The following is a 21,372-nucleotide window of genomic DNA, read 5'->3' as shown; positions in this document are numbered from 1 at the left end:
AGGAGGTGTCCACAATCACACAACCGAAGCGCGAATACCTGTACGACAATATTCGCGGGATTTTGATTCTACTTGTCGTCTTAGGACATGCCCTAGAATATTTTCGTTTAGATAACAAGGTCGGTGCATTTATTTATGTATTCATCTATCTGTTCCATATGCCTGTTTTTATTTTCATTTCAGGTTACTTTTCCAAGAATTTAGCCAAAGGCCGAGCAACTGCTGTCGAGACCTTTTTAGTCCCCTACTTATTATTGAACTTGATATTATCTTTGATTATGCTGGCGATCGGTAAGATCGATGCCTTTATGATTTTAAGTCCTGGATGGACACTCTGGTATTTGTATTGTATGTTCATCTGGCGATTATTACTGCCTGACCTAGTCAAAGTACGACGGATTTTAATTTTAAGCTTTATCGTTGGAATTTTTTCTGGTTTTTTAACTGAATTCGGTACTTATATGGCGATGGCACGGACACTAGGCTTTTTGCCCTACTTCTTAGCTGGCTATTTTACCGACCGTTCACTACTGGAAAAAATCTATCATTGGCGTTGGCGTAAAATTATCAGCATCGGGATCATTATCCTGGGCTTGATCGTAGCGTACGTCTGGGTTCAAAGCGATCTGCCGCCTGAAATTTTATGGCGTGATCGGTCATTCTTACTATTTAAGTTACCATTATATCAAAATATTTTAGATAATATTTTACTATATCTTGTTGGTTTTGCTTTTGTTTTTGTCTTTATCAGTTTGGCAGCTCCCAGACCGCATTTTTTTACTTCTTGGGGACAAAAAACATTAACGATCTATTTACTCCATGTTTATCTTGTCGCTCCATTAGTCGAACTTACTGAGGCTGTCAAAAATCCATTATTGCACCTCATTTTATTAGTCGCCGGGACTTTTTTGATTCTCTATCTATTGTCTCGACCAAAAGTAACAACAACACTTCAAAAAACATTAGCTCGTATTTTACACTTTATTATGCCCAATCATGAATAAAAAATGGTGACTCATTTAGAGTCACCATTTTTATTATTCGAAATTGCTTTCTGTTAAACAAGCTGTATAGATTTCTTTGACCGCTGATTCATCTAAAGGAACAAAGGCATCAGTTTTGATTGTACTGTGAGCAACTGCTTGTTTTGCCATCTCTTCAAATTTTTCTTCGTCGATCCCCACTTCTGGCAATGTCATTGGAATCCCACAAGCCTTGAAGTAATCGTATAATTTTTGAATCCCAATTCGCGCAGCTAACATTGGTACTTTTTCTTCAACATTCCAAACGTTCCAAGCAAAATGAGCAAATTTATCAACAGTCTCATCGTTCAAGCTATACTCCATCCAACGAGGAGTCAAAATTGCTAAGCCAACTCCGTGAGTGATATCATAAAAAGCACTTAATTCATGTTCCATTGGATGGCAAGACCAAGCACCTGGTTTACCGTTTCCAGTTAACCCATTCAAAGCTAATGTGCTTGCCCACATCAAGTTTGCCCGTGCATCATAATCAGTCGGATCTTTTAATGCAATCGGACAATTTTTGATGACCGAACGCATCAATCCTTCAGAAACAGAATCTTGGATATCAGCTCCTTCAGTCCGTTTAAAATAATTTTCGATCAAGTGACTCATGATATCGGCCGAACCTGCAGCTGTTTGGTATTTATTCACGCTGAATGTATTTTGAGGATCTAAGAAAGAAACTTTTGGTAACATCGCTTTGCTGCCCGTTCCTAATTTTTGATGGGTCTCAAGATTTGAGATCACGGCACCGCTATTCATTTCACTACCTGTTGCTGCTAACGTCAAAATCGTTACTAATGGTAATGCGCCGCCTTGATAGCCGCGACGTTGTAAAACAAGATCCCAAGCATCGCCATCAAATTTAGCCGCTGCTGCCACTACTTTGGCGCAATCAATCGTTGATCCACCCCCGACTGCTAATAAAACATCGATATTTTCTTTACGACAGATTTCTGCGCCGCGACGAACAGTTTCAACACGTGGATTAGGCTCAACTCCGGCAAGTTCAAAAACCTCGCTGCCATTCGCTTTTAATTGTTCCATCACTTTATCATATAAACCGATTTTTTTGATGCTGCCTCCACCGTATACGATCAATACTTTTTTACCAAATTGGTTCAAAACTTCTGGCAACTCAGCCAATCGGTCTTTCCCAAAACGAATGTCTGTGGTTACATGAAAATCAAAATTTTCCATTAAAAATTCCTCCTTGTTTCTACTATCCTCATATATTAAGTCAAATTTTTCTAGAAAGAAACTACTTTCCCTCAACTTTTGCTAAGTTATCTGCAAAAAACTCAGCAATTCGATCCATCGTTGCGATTTGAACAAAATGACGTTCCGGCGCGCTGATAAAAGTCAGCGGCAATTGCGGATTGTCTTTGATAAAATCAGCGGTATGAGCATAGGGAACTTTCTCATCTTCTGTGCCATGCCAGAAAAATAATGGCCGATCCGCTACTTTTTCAGGTGTTAACGATAAATCATACTTCTCCAACCATGAGGTAAGATACCGATAATCTTCAGGTAAATAGAAACCTAATTCTCTGGCATGTCCACAGATTCGTTCACGATACTTGATTGGCGCCGGTGATCCCATCACACACGCAGCAACATCGATCTCAGGATGTTGTGTCAGTAACATGCACGTAGTGATTCCGCCCATCGAAATACCACCCACACCAATTTTTCCCATTACTAGACCCAGGTTCTCAAAATAATCGACCAAAAAACCAAATTCATAAAGGTTTGTTTGGATACTATCCCAAAAAGTCAGTGAAGGAATTTCTGAAGTCTTTGTCTTACGTTCCCCATGATTTGCAGCATCGGGCAATAAAACCCGAAAATGTTTTGCCGCTAATTTACGTCCTTGGGTCAATACTAACTCTTTCGCAGTTTGCCACCCATGATAATAAATGATAAGTGGTAACGGCTCATAGATTTTGTCTTCTTCAACTACTTCAAGCAAAGGAATATTCCCGACCATTCGTTTTCGTACAACGCTTTTCATCTTTGACCTCCTCTTGATACTCACTTCATTACATTTATTATAGCGGACCTCACTAAAACACGGTTATTGGAAGGCTCTTGTTCAGAAAATTGCTCTCGTTTCAACAAAAAAACTGATCTCCAAAATTGGAGACCAGCTGATTTTTCTAGCCAATCAATGTTTCCAGACCGACGTACATCATGTCTTTGAATGTATTTTGTCGCTCTTCTGACGTTGTATCTTCTCCCGTCACCAAATGATCACTAACGGTCATGATCCCTAATGTTTGAACATTGAATTTTGCTCCTAAATAATACAAGATCGCGGCTTCCATTTCAACGCCCAAAACACCATATTCAGCTAAGTTGAACGTCGCTGCTAAATCATCTTTGTAGAATGTATCTTCTGATAATACATTACCCACATGAGTCGTAAAGCCTTTTTCTTTAGCTACATCGTAGGCCTTCATCATCAAATCAAAATCAGCGATTGGAGCAAAGTGAAAACCTGGGAAATGTTTTTCGACCATTGAAGAACTTGTTACCGCACCTTGCGCAATAATCAAGTCACGAACATGGACCGCTTTAGATAAAGCACCGCATGTTCCCACACGAATCAGTTTTTTCACACCATATGATTGAATCAATTCTTGTGCATAAATCCCTGCTGATGGCATGCCCATTCCTGTTCCTTGAACAGAGACACGTTCGCCTTTATATGTTCCCGTATACCCTAGCATCCCTCGAACATTATTATAACAAACGGCATCTTCTAAGAAATTCTCCGCAATGAATTTTGCCCGTAGTGGATCTCCTGGCAATAAAATTTTATCAGCAATCTCGCCTTGTTTCGCTTCGATATGAACGCTCATTTTACTCCTCCAATATAGTATATTTTTTGTTAACTGATTATAGAACTACTAATGTTTCTTTCACTAATGTTTTAAAGTCTTCTTTTACTCGTTCAGTTGTTTCAACTACTTCAGCATGATTCAAATTCGCTTGCATCCCTGCAGCCAAATTCGTGATACAAGAAATCCCTAATACCTTCATTCCGCTATGAGCAGCAACGATAACTTCTGGTACTGTCGACATCCCAACTGCATCAGCACCGATTGTGCGCGCCATTCTAATTTCTGCAGGCGTTTCATAAGTCGGACCCGTCATTCCAAGGTAGACACCTTCTTGCAAACCGATTGATAATTCTTTAGCAACTTCACGAGCTTTTTCTTGATACTCTTTCGTATAAGCCGCACTCATATCTGGAAAACGCGGACCCATTTCATCATCATTTGGTCCAATCAATGGATTTGTTCCCATAAAGTTGATGTGATCTGTGATCAACATCAAATTACCTGGCTGAAACCCTTCATTCACACCGCCAGCAGCATTTGTCACTACTACTGAATGAATGCCTAACTCGGCCATTACACGAACTGGGTAAGTGACGGTCTCCATCGGATTCCCTTCATAATAGTGGAAACGTCCTTGCATTGCTAAAACATTTTTTCCAGCTAATTGACCGTAAACTAATTGACCAGCATGACCAACAACCGTTGATACAGGAAAATGAGGGATTTCATTATAAGGAATAACAATTGGATTTTCGATTTCTTCAGCTAGTTCACCTAACCCAGATCCTAAGATCAAGCCGAAAGCAATATCCGCCACTCCTTTATCTTGGATATAGCTCGCAGTTTGTTGAATTTTTCCTTGTAAGTCTGTCATAAAAACCTCCTGATTTATCTATCTGAATTTATTTTAGTAATTTTAAGAAACTTTCGCCATTCTCTGTTGCTGGTACATCGAAGTTTTCTGCAATCGTAGCTGCGATATCTGAGTAATAACCTTGTGGTAATTTACCTTGTGCGTTCATCTTTTTACTATAGACCAACAAAGGCACGTACTCACGAGTATGATCCGTTCCGGTAAAGGTTGGATCATTTCCATGGTCTGCTGTGATCATCAATAAGTCATCCTCTTGCATCGCATCTAAAATTTCTGGCATCCGTAAATCAAATTCTTCAATCGCATGAGCATACCCTACGACATCGCGACGATGACCAAATAGCGCATCAAAATCAACCAAGTTGGTAAAACTTAACCCCGTGAAATCTTCCTTCATGACAGCTAACAATTTATCGACACCATCCATATTACTCTTCGTGCGAACAGCATCCGTCATTCCTTGGCCATTAAAAATATCATTGATTTTACCAACAGCAATGACGTCCTTGCCGTTGTCTTTCAATGAATCTAAAACGGTTTTGCCAAATGGATCCAAAGCATAGTCATGGCGATTGCTTGTACGAGTAAAGTTTCCTGGTTCACCTAGATATGGGCGTGCAATGATTCGCCCGATCATATATGGATCGTCTTTCGTAATATCACGTACATACTGACAAATTTTATATAATTCTTCTAGGGGAATAACTTCTTCATGAGCTGCAATCTGTAAAACAGGATCTGCGGAAGTATAAATGATCAAATCACCTGTCTTCATTTGTTCTTCACCAAAATCTTTGATAACCTCTGTTCCAGAATAAGGTTTATTCGCATCCATGATAATGCCTCGACCTGAGAACTCTGAAATTTGATCTAGCAATTCTTGGGGAAATCCTTCTGGAAATACACGGAAAGGTGTTTTGATGTTTAATCCAGCAATCTCCCAATGGCCAGTCATTGTATCTTTCCCTACTGATATTTCTTCTAATTTAGTTGCATAACCGTCATGATCAGCAACATCCTTCACGCCTTTTAGTGGACGAATCGTTCCTAATCCAAGCTGTTCTAAGTGTGGAATAGTCAGTCCGGCTTCTTCCGCAATATGACCCAAAGTATCTGAACCTACATCGCCAAATTTTTCAGCATCTGGTGCTTCTCCAATACCAACTGAATCCATGACAACTAAGTGAATACGCTTAAACATTTCAATTCCCTCTTTCTATTTTATCTATCAAATAAGTAGAAATGAATTCCACTCATAACTTAACCATTTAAAGTATAAAAGCTTCTTTCCAACCTGTGAACTAAAAGCCTTTACAATTCATTCAATGAACCAATCACTGATAAAAATCCAATCAGCCCTACTGATTTTTAAAAGAAAAAGGGCGTGACTAAGTAACTTGTCCCATAGTCCCACCCTTTAATTACAAAAGAATTATTTTGTTTTGATATAGTTGACACCATCGGCTTTTGGCGCAGCTGATTTTCCTAAGAAGAGAACCAATACGACAATCGTCAAAATATATGGTGCTGATTGTAAATACACATCCGGAATCTGTGAAATAACTGGTAAGTTGGAACCGGCAATACTCAAGTTTTGTGCAAAACCGAAGAAAATTGCTGCTCCCATCGCTCCCAATGGATTCCATTTACCAAAGATCATCGCTGCTAAAGAGATGAAACCTTGTCCGGCGATCGTTGTTGCTGCAAAACGTCCGGCAATCGATTGTGCAAAGACTGCACCACCCATACCGCCTAAGAAACCTGAGAATAAAACACCTGCATAACGCAAAGCATAAACGTTGATTCCCAAAGTATCAGCCGCTTGCGGATTTTCTCCGACAGAACGTAAACGTAAACCAAAACGTGTTTTAAAAATAATAAACCATGAAAGTACTGCAATCAAAATAGCGAAATAGGCAGGCAAACTTGTATTTTTAAAGAACAATTCGCCAATCACTGGAATTTTACTCAAACCAGGAAAGTCAAAATAACCAAATTGTTGTTGGATCGTATCTGTTTGTCCTTTGCCGTAAATCACTTTGATCAAGAAAATGGTCAATGGCGGCGCTAATAGATTCATTACCGTACCACTGATGATATGGTCTGCACGGAAATTGACTGTCGCTACAGCGTGTAATAGAGAGAATACCATCCCTGCTAAACCACCGACTAATACACCTAACCAAGGGGTCATCGCACCAAATTGATCTGCAAAAGCTAAGTTGAAAACAACTGAACTAAAAGCACCGACAACCATGATGCCTTCTAAACCTACGTTTACGATTCCGCTACGTTCAGAAAATACACCGCCCAAAGCGGTCAAGATAAGTGGTGCCGAATATACGAGTGTTTGAGCAATAATTGAAGCTAACAAATCCATATTCATTAGACTTTGCCCCCTTTTTCTGATTCTTCGTTCGGAGCAGTTTCTACTTCTTGAACTTTTTCAATTTCTTTCTTGCCGCCCATTACTTTTGCAAGTCCTACACGAACGATATAATTGATTGCTACGAAGAAGATAATCAACGGAATCACACTGTTTGCTAATTCGCTCGGGATACCTGAGAATTGCATTCCTTGTCCACCAAGTTTCAAGACGCTGAATAGCAATGCTGATAACAAGATACCGATCGAACTACCGTTACCTAGTAATGAAACAGCCATACCGTCAAATCCGATACTGATAGAAGAGCCTTGAACAAAGTAGTTCATAAATGTTCCTAATCCATAAACAACACCGCCAAGACCTGCTAACATGCCTGAAATAATCATTGAAATAATGATTGTACGTTTACTGCTCATCCCAGCGTATTCTGAAGCAAATGGATTAAGTCCCACAGAACGAATCTCAAAACCTAAGGTTGTCCGTTTCATCAAGAACCAAACAAGGACTAAGAAAACTAACGCTAAAATAATACCGATATTGACCCGCGAGCCACCAAATAAATTAGTCAGCCAAGGTTCTCTTAGTGATGCATTCAAACCAACTGCTTTGGTTACCCCTTTATTCGCAATCACATCTGGTGACATTACATGATTGACGATGTGATTTGAAAAATAAAGAATCACATAGTTCATCATGATCGTAACGATAACTTCACTCGTTCCGAAGAAGGCCCGTAATACACCAGGAATAGCAGCAGCACCAGCTCCGGCTAATCCGCCAGCAATAATTGCTAATGGTAAAACAACGATCTTAGGCGCATCTGGCATGCTTAATGCTACCCAGATACTTGCGACCCAACCACACAACGCTTGACCGGAAAGCCCGATATTGAAAAAGCCAGCCGAATTGGCTACGGAAAAACCTAACGCTGTAAAAATAAGTGGACCTGCGATTACTAAAATCTCACCGATCGACATCGTGCTTTGGAAAGCAGAGCTAAACATCGCATTGTAGCCATCGATTGGATTAAATCCAAAAATTGCCATCAAAATGGCTCCAAGAATAAATCCTAAAACAACTGAAATAATTGGTACTAAAATATTTCTAATACGCTCTGAGCGATCATTCATTTGTCTCACCAGCCTTTGCTAATTCTGCGCGCGCTTCTTCTAAACTATAACCAGCCATCAATAGACCCAATTCGTTTTCAGAAGTTGCTTTTGGATCAACGATCCCAACGATCTCACCAGCATGGATCACTGCGATCCGATCTGAGACATTTAAAATTTCATCTAACTCAAAACTTACTAACAAGACACCTTTTTGTTTGTCACGTTGTTCCACTAGACGTTTATGGATATATTCGATTGCACCAACGTCTAACCCACGTGTCGGCTGTGAAACGATCAATAAATCTGGATCACGATCAACTTCTCGTGCAATAATGGCTTTTTGTTGGTTACCACCAGAAAGCGATGCAGCTGGCGCTTTCTCACTTGTTGTCCGCACGTCGTATTCTTCAATCAAACGTTTAGCATAGCGATCAATCTCTCCATAATTCAAAATCCCGCTCTTACTGAACGGTGCATGGTAATAAGATTGTAAAGCGATATTTTCTGATAATGGCAGTGGTAAAATCAAGCCGTATTTATGACGGTCTTCCGGAACGTGTCCGACACCCGCTTCAGTAATATGTCGTGGCGCTTTACCTGTAATATCTTTACCATTAAGAGTTACTTTCCCACTCTCAACTTTTCGCAAACCCGTTAACGCTTGAATCAGTTCAGTCTGACCGTTACCGTCAATCCCGGCGATTCCGACTACTTCACCACGATGGACATCTAATGATAGATGCTTGACTGCTTCAAGTCCGCGGCTTTCTTTTACGACTAAATCGTTGATTGAAAGAACCACTTCACCTGGAACAGCTGGTACTTTATCTGTTTTAAATGAAACAGAGCGTCCTACCATCATATCAGCCAATTGTTGTGAGCTGACATCTTTTACATCAACTGTCCCGATATATTGTCCCCGGCGGATAACTGAACAACGATCTGCTACTTTTTTGATTTCATCTAATTTGTGGGTAATCAAAATAATTGATTTGCCTTCTTTGATCAGTCCGCCCATGATCGTAATCAACTCATCAATTTCTTGCGGAGTCAATACGGCAGTTGGCTCATCAAAAATCAAGACATTTGCTCCACGATACAAAGTTTTCAAAATTTCTACCCGTTGCTGCATCCCAACCGAAATATCTCGGATGTAAGCATCTGGATCAACTTTTAACCCATACTCTTCGGATAAACGAACGATCTCTGCTTTTGCTTTCTTTTTATCTAGCATGCCTTTTTTACTTGGCTCACTACCTAAGATAATGTTTTCTGTGACGGTAAAGGCATCAACCAACATGAAATGCTGATGGACCATTCCGATCCCTAATTGATTGGCTCTAGTCGGACTTGAGATATCGACCTTTTGTCCGTCCATTAATATCTCACCAGAAGTTGGTTGTAACAAACCTGACAAAACATTCATTAATGTTGACTTTCCAGCGCCATTTTCTCCTAAAAGCGCATGAATCTCGCCTTTACGGATCTGTAAGTTGATGTTGTCATTTGCTTTAAACGTGCCAAACTGCTTGGTGATGTTTCGCATTTCGATGACATTTTGTTCTTCTGCCACTTTTTTTCACATCCTATCGCTTTTTAAATCTGACGAAGTATTACAACGCTAAGGGCGTTCTTCCCTTAGACAAATCCCACTCAAAGTGAAACTTGTCTAAAAAAAGAAAATTGAATTTTAAAAGAGAACCATAACCTCATACGTATGAGGTTATGGTCAAATCCTAAAAATTATTTTTCAGGAGTTTCTGGAACTTCAACACTACCATCAATAATGGCATCTTTTGCTTCTTTAACAGCGTCTTTTGCTTTGTCTGAAAGGTATCCGTCAGTTAGAGATACACCGCCGTCTTTCAAACCATAAGTTAAGTGTTCGCCGCCAGGGAATTTATCTTCTAACGCACGAGTAGAGATATCTTGAACAGCTGCCCCCACACCTTTAAGTGAAGATGTTAAACAGAAGTTGCTTTCTTTACCATCTTTAGAAGTATATTTACCTTCTTTTTGTTGGTCGCTATCTACACCGATAACCCAAACTTTATCTGCTTCGTCTGCTTTTTCGTTACGAGCTTTTGCTTCAGAGAAGACCCCTTGGCCTGTGCCGCCTGATGCATGATAAATAATATCTGCTCCACTGTTATACATGTTAGCAGCTAAGGCTTTACCTTTAGCTGGGTCACCAAATGAAGCCGCATATTGAACATCTACAGAAATATCTTTGTCTAATTTTTTAGCAGTATCCGCTACACCTTTTTCAAAACCAGCTTGGAAACGGTCGATAACGGCACCTTCTTCACCACCGATAAAACCAACTTTGTCAGTCTTAGTTGTTTCAGCTGCTGCAACACCTGCTAAGTAAGCTGCTTCTTGGTCTTTAAATGTTGCTGAAGCAACATTGTCTTTACCTTCAATCACTGAATCGATAATAACGAAGTTTGTATCTGCATTTTGATCTGCTGCTGCTGAGATTGGATCAGCTAGTAAGTAACCAATCCCAAAAATTGTTTTGAATCCATTAGTAACGGCTTGTGAAATATTTTGTTCATATTCAGAAGCATCATTTGATTGGATATAGTTATATCCGCCGTTCCCTTTTTTGATATCATGATCTTTACCCCAAGCTTGAAGTCCTTCCCAAGCTGATTGGTTGAATGAACGATCGTCCACGCCGCCAATATCTGTTACGATCGCAACACTATGTTTTGAATCTTCTTTTCCTGAACCGCCTGAAGAATCAGTTGAACTGCTGCCCCCGCCACAAGCTCCTAAAGCTAACAATGCTGCCATTGCCACGGTACCTAGGCCAAATAATTTTGCTTTTTTCATTTCTGTAAAGCCCCCTAAATATGATTTTTTTCAACAGTGCGATGACTGAATGAACTTGGTTTATAAATCTTTGTCGGTAAATGAATATGGCAGTAATCCTTCAACGGTCATCTCTTTTACGACACCGTCGTCACCAACTAAGGTTACTGGCATTGATGGGTCACAGAACTCTGCCATGACTTGGCGACAAGCACCGCATGGAGAAATAGGTTCTGGTGTATGCCCTGCAATCACTAAATGACTAAACTCTCTTTCACCTTCTGAGACAGCTTTGAAAAAAGCTGTTCGTTCAGCACAATTTGATAAGCCGTAAGAAGCATTTTCAATATTCAATCCTTGATAAGTTTTCCCGTCTTTTGTTACAAGACATGCGCCAACTGGAAATTTTGAATAAGGAACATATGCTTTATCGAGCGCATCGATTGCAACATCGATCCATTCTTGTTTATTCATGTGCCGTCCTCCTGGTTCATCATACTCTTTGATTCTTCTTTGCTTAATTACATCTAAGGATTAGTAGCCAGTACCTGTAAGACCATTCATGATCGCTACTCCTGAGCTTGCACCTAAACGTGTAGCACCAGCTTCGATCATTGCTTCCGCTTCTTTAGCATTATGGACACCGCCAGAAGCTTTGACACCCATTTCAGGTCCAACTGTCGCACGCATTAGACGAACATCTTCTACGGTTGCACCGCCTGTTGAGAAACCAGTGGATGTTTTTACAAAATCGGCACCCGCTGCTTTTGCTAATTCACAAGCTGTTATTTTTTCTTCATCCGTTAGTAATGATGTTTCGATGATCACTTTAACTAACGCTTTATCTTTCGCCGCCGCAACTACTGCTTCGATATCTTTTTGAACTTTTTCAGTATTGCCGGCTTTTAATTCACCAATATTGATAACCATATCTACTTCGTCTGCGCCGTTTTCAATTGCATTTGCTGCTTCAAATGCTTTTATTTCAGTTGTTGTCGCACCCAGAGGGAAGCCAATCACTGTACAAACTGCTACTGGTTCGCCTTGTAATTCTTTGGCTGCTAATGATACCCAAGTAGGATTGATACAAACCGAATAGAAACGATATTTTTTTGCTTCTTCGATTATTTTCATGACATTTTCTTGCGTTGCATCTGCTTTTAAGAGCGTGTGATCGATCATTCGATTGATTTCCATTGCTAAGTCCTCACTTTGTTTTATTATAATATACTTTTTATTGTTATAAAAAAGTTTTAATTACCTATTCTGTAATAACATCATGAATCAAAATGGGTTCTTTCGGAACATTTCCAATTGAAATATTCTCATAAAGTAACTTCTCCACATCGCTAACTTCTTGCGTATTCGCATAGATTGTCAGTAAAGATTCACCTTCTGTTACTTGATCTCCGATTTTTTTGTGTAACTTGATCCCGACTGCATGGTCGATAGCATCTTCTTTTGTTTTTCGGCCAGCACCTAAAATCATCGCCGCAATTCCGATTTCATTGGCAACTAACTTAGTCACATACCCCGATGATTTTGCGGGTAATTCGATTTCGTATTTAGCGGTCAAAATCTTGTCTGTATGATCAATAACAGTTTCGTCCCCGCCTTGATCTCTAACCATCTCACGGAATTTTTCGAGTGCTTTACCAGAATGAAGTGCCTCTTCTAACATCTTTCGTGCGTCTTCTAATGAATCAGCTTTGCCAGCAAGTACCACCATCTGACTTCCTAGGACATAACACATTTCAGTTAAATCTTTAGGACCGTTTCCTTTTAATGTATCAATGGCTTCGACAATCTCCAAGCTGTTTCCAATAGCTTCACCTAATGGTTCTGACATATCTGAAATTACTGCCATTGTTTGACGTCCAGCTAACTTACCGATCCTAACCATCGTTCTAGCTAAACGTTTAGCATCTTCAATATCTTTCATGAAGGCGCCATCACCCGTTGTTACATCTAATACGATAGCATCTGCGCCAGCCGCGATTTTTTTACTCATGATCGAACTAGCGATCAACGGAATTGAATCGACAGTCGCAGTCACATCTCGCAAAGCATAGAGTTTTTTATCAGCAGGGGCTAAATTCCCTGACTGACCGATGACTGCCACTTTACTTTTATTTACGATATCAATAAATTCTTGTTCGGATAATTCAATTTTGAAGCCAGGAATCGATTCAAATTTATCAAGCGTTCCACCTGTAAAACCTAAACCTCGTCCAGACATTTTGGCAACTGGAACTCCCACACTCGCAACTAGCGGTGCTAAAACGATCGTTGTCGTATCGCCCACACCACCTGTCGAATGTTTGTCGACTTTGATTCCTTCAATTGAAGACAAATCAATGATCTCACCTGAATTCGCCATAGCTAATGTCAGCTGAGAAATTTCTTCGTCCGTCATATCTTGATAAAAAATAGCCATCAATAAAGCACTCATTTGGTAGTCCGGAATGCTTTCTTCTGTATACCCTTCAATAATGAAATTAATTTCTTCCTTTGATAGGGCTTTACCATCTCTTTTTTTCTCGATCAAATCTACCATTCTCATAGGTTTTCCTCCATGCTTCAAATTTATTATACAACAAAATGGCGAAAGGTAAACCACTTTAGTAAAACAGTTTACTAACCAGAGAAGCGCTTTCTGTTAGCGCTACCATTGCTATCATAACGGGTAGTAACCCCGTTGTCAACCCTACTTTATATTTTTCACACTCTCACGAATAATTAATTTGGTTTGGAATATTTTATTCGGGATTCGCTGAGAAGGAAAATTAATCGCATCTACTAAGAATTTGGCTGAAGAGAAGCCGATTTCAAAACTAGGTTGAAAGACTGTTGTTAACGGCGGCACCATATATTGGCTTACTTCTAATCCATCAAATCCGACGACAGAAATATCTTCTGGAATTTTTAATCCTACTTCGTAAATAGCCTGATAGCAGCCAATTGCCATTTCATCATTCCCACAAAAAATCGCAGTAATTTTTTGGTTTTTCAAGACTTCTTTGGCTGCATGATAACCACCTGCAATTGTTAGTTCGCCCGAACAAATATAACTTTCATCAAATGGCAACTGGTATTCAAAAACAACTTGTTGATAGGCTTTGACCCGTTCCGTCAATTGATAATAGCCTGCACTTTCTTTCAACATCCCGATATGTCGATGACCTTTTTTTACTAACATCCGTAATAATTCCTGTGCACCTGCGTATTCTTGCACCAATAATTGACCCCAGTCACGATCGTTTAGTCCCCGGTCGATCAATACGATAGGATGACGACGATAGAACTCACTTCCTAATTCATGATCTGCATCTAATCGATTCGGTGTAGCCATCAAGATACCGTCGACTGAACGATGTGAAAGTTCATTTAAATAGCGGTTCTCTTGTTCTATATCATGACGAGAATTACATAAAATAATCATATACCCTAATGGATTCAGGTAATGCTCGACACCTTCGATCACTTTGGAAAAGAAGAAATCTGTTACATCTGGCACGATCATCCCAATGGTTTTCGAATGACGATTGATCAGATTGGCTGCAAAAAAATCGGGTTTGTATTGGTATTCGTCTACGATTTCCATGACTCTTCTACGTGTTTGTTCGCTAAAACGACTGCCTTTATTATTTAAAATCTGCGAGACTGTCGTCACAGAAACGCCTGCAAGTTCAGCGATTTGTTTGATGGTAATTTTCATCTTGGCCCTTCTTCCCCCATTTTTTTTAAGTGTAGCAAAGGCAAAAATAGAAAGAAAGCTTTTTTCATTAAAAGGATTTTTAGAAAATGAACAAATAATCTTAAGCAATAAAAAAATCCTATCCACTAAAAATCGAGTAGATAGGATCTAGACTTATTCTTTAACACTGCGAATAATATAATAACCTCTGTCTTTGGCGACGATCTCGGCATTGCCGAAAACCTCTTCCATTTTACTTTTGGCACTAGGTGCACCTTGTTTCTTTTGAATCACGATCGTTAAGCTGCCACCAATTTTTAACAGCGGTGCTGCTTCGCTTAAAATTTGGTGCACAACTTTTTTTCCTGCACGGATCGGCGGATTGCTGATAATCGCTGCATATGTTTTTTGATTCAATGTTTCATAAATATTCGATTGATGAATATCGGCTTCAATGCCATTACGTTTGGCATTTCCTTGCGCCAATTCAACCGCTCGATTATTAACATCAATCATTTCGACCGGGCGTTTAGTTTGATAAGCCAACGCTAAGCCAATTGGGCCGTAGCCGCAACCGACGTCTAATAACGTCCCTTCCGGTAATTCCGTTGCATCAAAATGTTCGATCAAAACACGAGAACCATAATCGACGGTCCCTCGGGAAAAAACGCCACTGTCGGTAACGAATTGGAATGTCTTTCCTGCAAGTTCAAACGACCATTGATGCAGGTCATGTGCTGTTTCAGGATTTTCTGAATAATAATGGTTTGCCATAATTTTACCCTTCTGCTAATAATTTTTCTTTGATGTCACGAGCGATCAATGCCCCTAAGAAATGGTAACCTTCCATCGAAGGATGAATCCCATCTGCGGCTTGGACAAACTCGTTTGGTTCTGGATAGACGGTCATATGGTGATAAAGATCGATCACATCGACGCCCATTACTTCTGCCACTTGTTTTGCTCTTTCGGCAAAAATTTGTTGGCGCTCATTGTCGCCGTCTGTTCTGAGTTTGGTATTCAAATAACCTGGTGTCAATAAAATAATCTTAGCCGCATCAAACGAACGAAGCATTTGCTCGATGTTCTCACCGAAAAGATTGATACTGTTTTTTTGTTTCAATGAATCATTCGTACCAAAGGAGATTACCACAAAATCACCTTCTGCTTCCACCGCTTCGTCGATTCTTTTCAATCCATCAGAGGAAGTCTCGCCTCTGTGGCCTAATTTTATTAAACGGTAGCCTGGAAATCCCATCTCACTGAGTTCATCAAGAATATAGCGATCCAGAATATCACTGGTTTCACCATTCATTACGCCGGTCAATAAGCTATCTCCAAACAAAACAATTTTTTTCATCACTACAACCCACTTTCTAGTTGCTTATAATCATTTTCGACTATCTTTTTTAGCAAAGAATTCTTCTCTATCATAGCATGAAATGTCACGATCATTCAGTTAAATAGAATTGAAAGACTGCTCATTGAATTTTATCAATTACTCTAATTTAGTCTAGACCTTTTTATTTCTTTCATCCGATTTCTTAATATCTTAAAAGTTTTACCGCTCTCATCTAAAAAAATGATGAAACTCCTACTATTCTGATAGCTTTTTAGCTTTTTTTTCGGATAGAATGAGAGATAGTACTTTTTAAATGGAAATTATTCGGATTTCTTGAGAAGTGAGCACGCTTTGAAGAACTTTTTTATGTTAGAATAAGCGCAGTTATCAACGACTATCTGTTCCACTTTTCATAAATTATTATGATAGGCTAAAAAGCACAAAATCAGTCCGATGAATTTGCCTACAGAATGGATAGACGAGATGAAAAACTCATTTTAACTAAAGATGAGTACTTAGTATATGAGTATGGAGGCTGCTATGAACGAAAGAGGGAATTATTATCGGATTGCCCGGGATGATTGGCAAGATTTTTATACCCCGGAAAACACCCCGTTAACCCAAGCTGAGTTAGATAGTATCAAAAGTTTGAATGACCGCATCTCTATGAAAGATGTAGCAGATGTTTATGTTCCATTGTGTCACTTGATCCATCTGTACATGAAAGATTTTGAATCTCTGACATTAAGTAAAGGCCTATTTTTACATCGTTATGTAAAAATGCCGCCCTTCATTATCGGCATCGCTGGTAGTGTAGCTGTCGGAAAAAGTACCACCGCTCGTTTATTACAGACATTGTTGAGCCGTTTGTTCAAACACCAAACCGTTCAATTGATTACTACCGATGGTTTTTTGTATCCCAATGCGATTTTAGAAGAACGTGGGATTATGGACCGCAAAGGATTTCCTGAAAGTTACGACATGGAAAACTTGATCGATGTTTTGAATGAAGTCAAATCCGGTAAAGAAAATATCCCGATCCCGACTTATTCCCATGATGTATATGACATCGTTGAAGGTGAATATGAACTGATCGATTCGCCCGATATTTTGATCGTGGAAGGTATCAATACCTTGCAGCTGCCAGCAAACCAACAAATCTATATCAGCGACTTTTTTGATTTGTCGATATTTGTCGATGCAGAACCAAAAATGATCGAAAGATGGTACTTAGAACGCTTTGAGTCTCTATTAGACACAGCTTTCAAAGTTCCTGATAATTATTATTATGATTACGCCATTGGCGACCGCAAAGAAGCCCTTGCAATGGCACAAGATGTTTGGAAAAATGTTAATTTAAAGAATCTGGAAGAGTACATCTTGCCAACCAGAGGCCGAGCTGATATCATCTTGCACAAGGCAAAGCATCATATCATTGATGAAATTTATTTGCGTAAATACTAGCTTATAAAGAAAGCTTGCTTTCTTTTATAATATAACTTGAAAAGGGGTAATAATTGTGACAAACATTTCTACTGAATTAACAAATGTAGAAAAAATTATCGTACTTGATTATGGTAGCCAATATAACCAATTAATCACTCGTCGTATCCGTGAATTCGGTGTTTTTTCAGAACTAATGAGCCACCGCATCACTGCTGAAGAAGTCAAAGCCATCAATCCTAAAGGAATCATCCTTTCTGGTGGACCAAATAGTGTCTATGATGAAGGTGCCTTCTCGATCGATCCAGAGATCTTCGAATTAGGAATCCCAGTTCTTGGTATCTGTTATGGTATGCAATTGATCACCTATAACCTAGGTGGTAAAGTTGAACCTGCCAAAAATCGTGAATACGGACAAGCAACATTAGAAGTTCTTTCTGATAATGCCGTTCTTTTTGCTGATACACCTAAAGAACAAACTGTTTGGATGAGCCATGGTGACTTAGTTACTAAAGTTCCTGACGGTTTTGAAAAAGTTGGTACAAGTAAAGATTGCCCGATCGCAGCGATCCAAGATACGAACCGCAACTTCTACGGAATCCAATTCCACGCAGAAGTACGCCATTCAGAATACGGTAATGACTTGTTGCGTCACTTTGCCCTAGATGTTTGTCAATGTAAAGGCGACTGGACGATGGATAACTTCATCGACATGCAAGTAGCTAAAATCCGTGAACAAGTCGGCGACAAAAAAGTCTTACTTGGCCTTTCTGGCGGTGTTGACTCAAGTGTTGTCGGTGTGCTTTTACAAAAAGCAATCGGTGATCAATTGACATCGATCTTCGTGGACCATGGTCTATTACGTAAAGACGAAGGCGAACAAGTAATGGAAGCATTAGGCGGCAAATTCGGCTTAAACATCATCAAAGTCGATGCTAAAGATCGTTTCTTAAACAAACTTGCTGGCGTTTCTGATCCAGAGAAAAAACGTAAAATCATTGGAAACGAATTTGTGTATGTTTTTGATGACGAAGCAACAAAACTCGCCGGTGAAGAAGGAATTTCATTCTTAGCCCAAGGAACGCTTTACACTGACGTAATCGAATCTGGAACTGAAACAGCTCAAACAATCAAATCGCACCACAATGTTGGTGGTTTACCAGAAGATATGCAATTCGAATTGATCGAACCTTTAAATACATTATTTAAAGATGAAGTCCGCGAATTAGGAACACAACTTGGCATGCCTGACTCAATCGTTTGGCGCCAACCATTCCCAGGTCCTGGATTAGGTATCCGTGTGCTTGGCGAAATCACTGAAGATAAATTAGAAATCGTCCGTGAATCAGATGCGATCCTACGCGAAGAAATTGCCAACGCTGGTCTTGACCGCGATGTATGGCAATACTTCACTGTCTTACCTGGCATCCGTTCAGTCGGTGTTATGGGCGATGGCCGTACGTATGATTACACAATCGGTATCCGTGCCGTTACTTCTATCGACGGCATGACAGCTGACTTTGCTCGCATTCCTTGGGATGTCTTGCAAAAAATCTCTGTCCGTATCGTTAATGAAGTCGCACACGTAAACCGTATCGTGTATGATATTACGAGCAAGCCACCAGCAACAGTTGAGTGGGAGTAACTTTAGTTATTTCATACATTACCAAACATTGATTTATAGACGATTATTCGCTATTAAAAATAAATTATTCGTCATGTAATCGTGCCTATTTTTATAATATGGCATTAATAATGGCATTAATTTTTACCAATTTGTTTGGGGGCATAATTAAGTATTTATCCTTTTGGATAGATGCTTTTTTTATACTAAAAAAACACGCCCATAACAGACGTATTTCTATTATTAACACATAAGTTCAATTGTCCACTCACATACTGTAGCATCAAATTACATTGCAATAAACATACTACCAACAACATAAAACCATCAAGAAATATCATTATTTTTCAACTAATTGGCATTCAAAAAAACTTCAATACGCCGTGGGGGGTTATTTACCTAATTTTACTTTTTCCCATTCTTTTTTATAATAATCTCTTAATATTTCAGTTAGTTCATTCACTTTCTTCGCGCTATTATCGCGAATTCGCTTTGCTTCCTCAATTGATTTAATCAATTCTTTTTTTTCTGAAAATTGATTCCATCCATTTCTAAGTGAAAAAATCCTTAACTCTTCTTCAATCGAAAATACTATACTTACTATTTTATTGTTCTCTGTGTTATTGCTGAAATTCAATTTAATCATAATGTAATTATCAAAAAGTCTATTTAAAAGATCATTAATATTTTCTACTCTTTTTATCATATCTTCATCAAAAATAACAGATCCTTTATTTTTCCAATGAGAATAATAATCTCGCGCCTCTTCTCTCTTTCTTTTAGGCAAAGACATGTTCTCACTACTTTTTTTTGCTGCAACAGCATCACTATTATTTTGATTGTATTGTAAAATTTTTTCATTAAACATGACAAACTGCGCAGACAAACTTAAAGAGTCATTTAAAAATTGTGCAGTAATTTTTTTCGCATTATCCATCCAAGACATTCTAGACTTTGAAATTATGTCAGCATCAATTTTCTTTTGATCCATCTCCTTTTGAATTAACATTGATTTTTTGGTATTTCGATAACTTAAAAAAGAAAACACTAAAGAGATTATTGCTCCTACACCAGCTATAACAGCGGCTACACTTGCCCATTGAAAATCACCATTGAAATCAAAAAATATTTTTCCCATATATTTACCTCACGATTTTTTCTACAGTTAAGTATAACAAAAAACACGCCCGTGTTGAACGTGTCTCTATTATCAACATATAGTTTCGCTTACACTCACAGGCTACCAACGCCAAATACATTTCTTCTAAATTTTTACGTTTATAGAAATTTATGACTTATTATAAATGAATAATGTTCCAAGATACTATATATCCTTTTTTTCTTGAGCATATTCAAGGAATTTTTCCAACATTCCTCTATCGACTGGATGGAATTTCTCCTGTGCATATTGACCTTTTCTAATAATTTTTGCGACCCCTACTTTATCTATTTTTAAAATCCTCGAAAAGAGTTCAAGTTTGTATCTAGGAACCACAGCGATTATTTGTAACCTTACTTTATTATATTGATTCTTAAAAGCCATAACATAGTATTTCTCCACTAATCCTTGAATTTCCACAAATAAATCATCAATATAAATTTTTTCTTCATAATTTTTTTCAATAAATTGACAATCTAATTTTTTTAGTCGTTTCCTCAAAAAATCTTCTTTCGATATAAAAATTTCCTTACTTATCGTAAGCCTCTCGTCCGAGTATTTCCACTTCTCTACAGCACTTTTTAACGGTAATGAGTGATGTTGCGCGTAATTTCTCATTAATCTTAACATTCTGTACGTCGTGTTTGTTTGATCCAAAGATGAAAACACTTCTTTAAGCCCGGTGTCCTTTTCACCGATATTTTCAAAACACATACGTGCATAAAATATATATTTTAGAGCTCTATCTAAAGCTTCAAAGTAAAAATCTGTTAATTCTAAATCACTATTGTCCAGAGCTTGAGAAATATAATTCTGATAATCATTAAAAGTCCTATCTACTAATCTTTTCAGATTATATATATCCTCAAAATCATGGAAGCTGTTAAAGCAGTATTTCAAGTTGTTGAAATCTTTTGGGGCAAGTTTAGTCACCACTTTTAAATCCCCAATAAGTACTAAACACTTCCTCATAGCGATGTTCACCTCCTTGAATGTAAATTCATTATATCATTTACAAAAAAAGCAGGTTACAATCTCCAGAGATTT

Annotated in this window: 20 protein-coding genes; 3 read left to right on the top strand and 17 right to left on the bottom strand. The window is 38.7% G+C overall.

The features are described from left to right. The first annotated feature begins 5 nt into the window (after positions 1–5). Positions 6–1,004 carry an acyltransferase family protein gene (locus tag ACQKTA_RS09185; RefSeq protein ID WP_427813531.1) on the top strand — a complete coding sequence of 333 codons (999 nt, stop codon included), beginning with the start codon at positions 6–8 and terminating at the stop codon, positions 1,002–1,004. Positions 1,005–1,037: 33 nt separating this feature from the next. Here the strand turns inward: ACQKTA_RS09185 and ACQKTA_RS09180 are convergent, their stop codons facing one another. From ACQKTA_RS09180 to ACQKTA_RS09110, 15 genes are all read right to left on the bottom strand, one after another. Then, positions 1,038–2,225: an iron-containing alcohol dehydrogenase gene (locus ACQKTA_RS09180; RefSeq protein ID WP_427813530.1), complete on the bottom strand. Its 1,188-nt coding sequence runs from the start codon at positions 2,223–2,225 to the stop codon at positions 1,038–1,040. Positions 2,226–2,286: 61 nt separating this feature from the next. Further along, positions 2,287–3,039, bottom strand: coding sequence for an alpha/beta fold hydrolase (locus ACQKTA_RS09175; protein ID WP_407855852.1), 753 nt, complete (start codon positions 3,037–3,039; stop codon positions 2,287–2,289). 145 nt (positions 3,040–3,184) lie between these two features. Further along, complete coding sequence (gene deoD / locus ACQKTA_RS09170) at positions 3,185–3,889, bottom strand: purine-nucleoside phosphorylase (RefSeq protein WP_332580224.1); 705 nt, start codon at positions 3,887–3,889, stop codon at positions 3,185–3,187. Positions 3,890–3,926: 37 nt separating this feature from the next. Next, positions 3,927–4,745 carry a purine-nucleoside phosphorylase gene (locus tag ACQKTA_RS09165; protein WP_427813529.1) on the bottom strand — a complete coding sequence of 273 codons (819 nt, stop codon included), beginning with the start codon at positions 4,743–4,745 and terminating at the stop codon, positions 3,927–3,929. 28 nt (positions 4,746–4,773) lie between these two features. Continuing rightward, a complete protein-coding gene (gene deoB / locus ACQKTA_RS09160) occupies positions 4,774–5,946 on the bottom strand; it encodes a phosphopentomutase (RefSeq protein WP_427813528.1) in 1,173 nt (390 codons plus the stop codon). Between the two features lie 231 nt (positions 5,947–6,177). Continuing rightward, a complete protein-coding gene (locus ACQKTA_RS09155) occupies positions 6,178–7,131 on the bottom strand; it encodes an ABC transporter permease (RefSeq protein ID WP_071858001.1) in 954 nt (317 codons plus the stop codon). Next, positions 7,131–8,261 (bottom strand): ABC transporter permease, encoded by a 1,131-nt coding sequence (locus tag ACQKTA_RS09150; protein ID WP_332654150.1) that lies wholly within the window; start codon positions 8,259–8,261, stop codon positions 7,131–7,133. The genes ACQKTA_RS09155 and ACQKTA_RS09150 overlap by 1 nt, the downstream gene beginning before the upstream one ends. Next, positions 8,254–9,789, bottom strand: a complete 1,536-nt coding sequence (locus tag ACQKTA_RS09145; protein ID WP_427814535.1) for an ABC transporter ATP-binding protein — start codon at positions 9,787–9,789, stop codon at positions 8,254–8,256. Before ACQKTA_RS09145 ends, ACQKTA_RS09150 begins: the two co-directional genes overlap by 8 nt. Before the next feature lie 197 nt (positions 9,790–9,986). Then, entirely contained in the window at positions 9,987–11,081 is a 1,095-nt protein-coding gene (locus tag ACQKTA_RS09140; RefSeq protein ID WP_427813527.1) for a BMP family lipoprotein, read from the bottom strand. 60 nt (positions 11,082–11,141) lie between these two features. Continuing rightward, on the bottom strand, positions 11,142–11,534 hold the full coding sequence (locus ACQKTA_RS09135; RefSeq protein WP_332580231.1) for a cytidine deaminase: 393 nt from the start codon (positions 11,532–11,534) through the stop codon (positions 11,142–11,144). 60 nt (positions 11,535–11,594) lie between these two features. After that, positions 11,595–12,257 (bottom strand): deoxyribose-phosphate aldolase, encoded by a 663-nt coding sequence (gene deoC / locus ACQKTA_RS09130; protein ID WP_427813526.1) that lies wholly within the window; start codon positions 12,255–12,257, stop codon positions 11,595–11,597. Between the two features lie 64 nt (positions 12,258–12,321). After that, entirely contained in the window at positions 12,322–13,623 is a 1,302-nt protein-coding gene (locus tag ACQKTA_RS09125) for a pyrimidine-nucleoside phosphorylase (protein WP_332580233.1), read from the bottom strand. Between the two features lie 144 nt (positions 13,624–13,767). Further along, on the bottom strand, positions 13,768–14,778 hold the full coding sequence (locus tag ACQKTA_RS09120) for a LacI family DNA-binding transcriptional regulator (RefSeq protein ID WP_427813525.1): 1,011 nt from the start codon (positions 14,776–14,778) through the stop codon (positions 13,768–13,770). 153 nt (positions 14,779–14,931) lie between these two features. Beyond that, positions 14,932–15,531 carry a class I SAM-dependent methyltransferase gene (locus ACQKTA_RS09115; RefSeq protein ID WP_427813524.1) on the bottom strand — a complete coding sequence of 200 codons (600 nt, stop codon included), beginning with the start codon at positions 15,529–15,531 and terminating at the stop codon, positions 14,932–14,934. 4 nt (positions 15,532–15,535) lie between these two features. Further along, entirely contained in the window at positions 15,536–16,117 is a 582-nt protein-coding gene (locus ACQKTA_RS09110; RefSeq protein WP_427813523.1) for an SGNH/GDSL hydrolase family protein, read from the bottom strand. 522 nt (positions 16,118–16,639) lie between these two features. Here ACQKTA_RS09110 and coaA point away from each other — a divergent pair. Both coaA and guaA read left to right on the top strand, forming a co-directional pair. Continuing rightward, the gene (coaA, locus tag ACQKTA_RS09105; protein ID WP_332580237.1) at positions 16,640–17,563 is read left to right on the top strand and encodes a type I pantothenate kinase; all 924 of its coding nucleotides are present in this window, start codon (positions 16,640–16,642) and stop codon (positions 17,561–17,563) included. Between the two features lie 55 nt (positions 17,564–17,618). Continuing rightward, positions 17,619–19,187: a glutamine-hydrolyzing GMP synthase gene (guaA, locus tag ACQKTA_RS09100; protein WP_427813522.1), complete on the top strand. Its 1,569-nt coding sequence runs from the start codon at positions 17,619–17,621 to the stop codon at positions 19,185–19,187. A gap of 370 nt (positions 19,188–19,557) precedes the next feature. Here guaA and ACQKTA_RS09095 read toward each other — a convergent pair whose 3' ends face one another. After that, positions 19,558–20,304, bottom strand: coding sequence for a hypothetical protein (locus ACQKTA_RS09095; protein WP_427813521.1), 747 nt, complete (start codon positions 20,302–20,304; stop codon positions 19,558–19,560). Positions 20,305–20,490: 186 nt separating this feature from the next. Beyond that, a complete protein-coding gene (locus ACQKTA_RS09090; RefSeq protein ID WP_427813520.1) occupies positions 20,491–21,297 on the bottom strand; it encodes a hypothetical protein in 807 nt (268 codons plus the stop codon). Between the last annotated feature and the right edge of the window lie 75 nt (positions 21,298–21,372).

Source organism: Enterococcus sp. 22-H-5-01 (genome assembly GCF_050310005.1).
GTDB lineage: Bacteria > Bacillota > Bacilli > Lactobacillales > Enterococcaceae > Enterococcus_A > Enterococcus_A hailinensis.
This window is presented reverse-complemented; position numbering and strand designations above follow the sequence as displayed.

Bases quoted from the DNA above. Each gene is read 5' to 3' on its own strand.
- ACQKTA_RS09180 (WP_427813530.1), bottom strand. From the start codon at position 2,225: ATGGAAAATTTTGATTTTCATGTAACCACAGACATTCGTTTTGGGAAA.
- ACQKTA_RS09140 (WP_427813527.1), bottom strand. From the start codon at position 11,081: ATGAAAAAAGCAAAATTATTTGGCCTAGGTACCGTGGCAATGGCAGCA.
- ACQKTA_RS09155 (WP_071858001.1), bottom strand. From the start codon at position 7,131: ATGAATATGGATTTGTTAGCTTCAATTATTGCTCAAACACTCGTATAT.
- ACQKTA_RS09095 (WP_427813521.1), bottom strand. From the start codon at position 20,304: ATGGGAAAAATATTTTTTGATTTCAATGGTGATTTTCAATGGGCAAGT.
- deoB (WP_427813528.1), bottom strand. From the start codon at position 5,946: ATGTTTAAGCGTATTCACTTAGTTGTCATGGATTCAGTTGGTATTGGA.
- deoC (WP_427813526.1), bottom strand. From the start codon at position 12,257: ATGGAAATCAATCGAATGATCGATCACACGCTCTTAAAAGCAGATGCA.
- coaA (WP_332580237.1), top strand. From the start codon at position 16,640: ATGAACGAAAGAGGGAATTATTATCGGATTGCCCGGGATGATTGGCAA.
- ACQKTA_RS09175 (WP_407855852.1), bottom strand. From the start codon at position 3,039: ATGAAAAGCGTTGTACGAAAACGAATGGTCGGGAATATTCCTTTGCTT.
- deoD (WP_332580224.1), bottom strand. From the start codon at position 3,889: ATGAGCGTTCATATCGAAGCGAAACAAGGCGAGATTGCTGATAAAATT.
- ACQKTA_RS09090 (WP_427813520.1), bottom strand. From the start codon at position 21,297: ATGAGGAAGTGTTTAGTACTTATTGGGGATTTAAAAGTGGTGACTAAA.
- ACQKTA_RS09145 (WP_427814535.1), bottom strand. From the start codon at position 9,789: ATGCGAAACATCACCAAGCAGTTTGGCACGTTTAAAGCAAATGACAAC.
- ACQKTA_RS09110 (WP_427813523.1), bottom strand. From the start codon at position 16,117: ATGAAAAAAATTGTTTTGTTTGGAGATAGCTTATTGACCGGCGTAATG.
- ACQKTA_RS09115 (WP_427813524.1), bottom strand. From the start codon at position 15,531: ATGGCAAACCATTATTATTCAGAAAATCCTGAAACAGCACATGACCTG.
- ACQKTA_RS09165 (WP_427813529.1), bottom strand. From the start codon at position 4,745: ATGACAGACTTACAAGGAAAAATTCAACAAACTGCGAGCTATATCCAA.
- ACQKTA_RS09120 (WP_427813525.1), bottom strand. From the start codon at position 14,778: ATGAAAATTACCATCAAACAAATCGCTGAACTTGCAGGCGTTTCTGTG.
- ACQKTA_RS09135 (WP_332580231.1), bottom strand. From the start codon at position 11,534: ATGAATAAACAAGAATGGATCGATGTTGCAATCGATGCGCTCGATAAA.
- ACQKTA_RS09125 (WP_332580233.1), bottom strand. From the start codon at position 13,623: ATGAGAATGGTAGATTTGATCGAGAAAAAAAGAGATGGTAAAGCCCTA.
- ACQKTA_RS09150 (WP_332654150.1), bottom strand. From the start codon at position 8,261: ATGAATGATCGCTCAGAGCGTATTAGAAATATTTTAGTACCAATTATT.